The sequence below is a fragment of the Micromonospora sp. genome (genome assembly GCF_048594385.1).
GTDB lineage: Bacteria > Actinomycetota > Actinomycetes > Mycobacteriales > Micromonosporaceae > Micromonospora > Micromonospora wenchangensis.
The window spans coordinates 1-1,520 of sequence record NZ_JBMDWU010000058.1 but is presented as its reverse complement, the minus strand read 5'-3'; the positions used below and the strand labels follow the sequence as shown (position 1 = coordinate 1,520).

General features: G+C 71.8%; 3 protein-coding genes. 2 read left to right on the top strand and 1 reads right to left on the bottom strand.

Translation table 11 applies throughout. From position 1 onward, the window contains the following. On the top strand, nucleotides 1-134 hold a 134-nt coding region (locus ACOJTC_RS02725; RefSeq protein ID WP_420115603.1), incomplete at its 5' end, for an acyl-CoA dehydrogenase family protein. A 144-nt stretch (nucleotides 135-278) separates the two neighbouring features. Here the strand turns inward: ACOJTC_RS02725 and ACOJTC_RS02720 are convergent. Further along, nucleotides 279-950, bottom strand: a complete 672-nt coding sequence (locus tag ACOJTC_RS02720) for a hypothetical protein (protein ID WP_420115605.1) — start codon at nucleotides 948-950, stop codon at nucleotides 279-281. A 23-nt stretch (nucleotides 951-973) separates the two neighbouring features. Here ACOJTC_RS02720 and ACOJTC_RS02715 point away from each other — a divergent pair, with 23 nt between their 5' ends. Continuing rightward, nucleotides 974-1,489: an acyl-CoA thioesterase gene (locus tag ACOJTC_RS02715; protein ID WP_420115604.1), complete on the top strand. Its 516-nt coding sequence runs from the start codon at nucleotides 974-976 to the stop codon at nucleotides 1,487-1,489. Nucleotides 1,490-1,520 lie beyond the last annotated feature (31 nt).

Genomic DNA, 1,520 nt, shown 5'->3' with positions numbered 1-1,520 from the left:
TCCTCGGCGGCTACGGCTACACCCGCGACTACCCCGTCGAACGCATGATGCGCGACGCCAAGATCACCCAAATCTACGAAGGCACCAACCAGGTCCAACGCATCGTCATGGCCCGCCAACTCCTCAAGGACTGACGGGCGGACGCGTAACTCCTCCGTGGCGGACGCCTGCCGCGCAGGTGGTCGGCGCCTGACTGGAGCCGGGCCATCCTGACAGCGACCCGGCCGCGATCATCGGGGTGCGGGTGGGCCGGCTCCAGCCCGGCCCACCCGGCGACGTCAACGGTTGTCGGTGCTGTTCTCCGGCTTCGCGCCGTAGCGCGGCGGCGCGGACCACGGCGACTCGCTGCTGGTCCGCCGGGGCAGCGGCTCGGTGGGGGTGTCCAGATCGGGGTAGCCCAGGGTGAGCGGGGCGGTGTCCGGCTCGCTGCGGGCCGGTGGGGGCGGCGGCCAGTCGCTCGTGGTGAAACTGGGCGGCGGCGGGGTGTCGTCGTCGGCCGGGGCCGGTTCCGCGCCGGTCGCCGGCTGCGGCCAGCGCCGCCACCGCTGGGCGCTGAACACGGCCATCAGCAGCAGCAGGCCGATCAGGAACAGGGTGCCGTCCTGCACCGGCTGACGCAGCGGCAGCGGGTCACCGAGCACCTTCCAGTCGCTCGGGATCCGGTCGAGCACGGTGAACGGTGCGATGAACATCCCGACGTACGGGGTGACCAGCAGCAGCCCGGCGACGAGCGGGCCGACCGGCGAGGTGCGCAGCGTGCCGACCAGGCCGAGCAGGATGCCGGCGACGCCGAGGTAGACGGCCGGCTCGATCAGGTTGGCCGTGCTGTACGTGCCGATCTCCACCCAGCGGTCCACGGTGCGGCCCGACCCGTCCTGCCCGAGAGTGATCAACACCCACGTGACGGGCGCCACCACCAACCCGGCGAGGAAGCTCCAGAGATGTCGCATTGGCGCACCGTACCGTTTCTGCCATGACCGAGCACCCCACCACCCCTGCCGGCAAGCCGACGTCGTACTCCCGGGTCACGCTGAGTCGCATCATGACCGCTGTCGATGTCAATCTGTACGGGACCGTGCACGGTGGGGTGTTGATGAAGTTCGTCGACGACGTGGCCGGGGCGGCGGCGGCCCGGCACAGCGGCGGCACGGCGGTGACCGCCTCGATCGACGAGATCGTCTTCTCCGAACCCGTCCGGGTGGGCGATCTGGTGCACGCCCACGCCCAGGTCAACTGGACCGGCAACACCTCGATGGAGGTGGGCGTGACGGTGGTCGCCGAGCGGTGGGACTCGGCCGAGGACGAACCGGTCCGGGTGGCCACCGCGTACCTCGTCTTCGTGGGGGTGGACGTGGGCGGCGCGCCCCGGGCGGTCCGGCCGGTGCTCACGGAGACCGCCGAGGACGAACGCCGCTACAAGGAAGCCGAGATCCGCCGCGCCCACCGCCTCGCCAAACGCCGCGCCATCCAAGCCCACCGCGCCTCCTGACCTCCACCCGCTCCCCGGGCCACCCCCCACC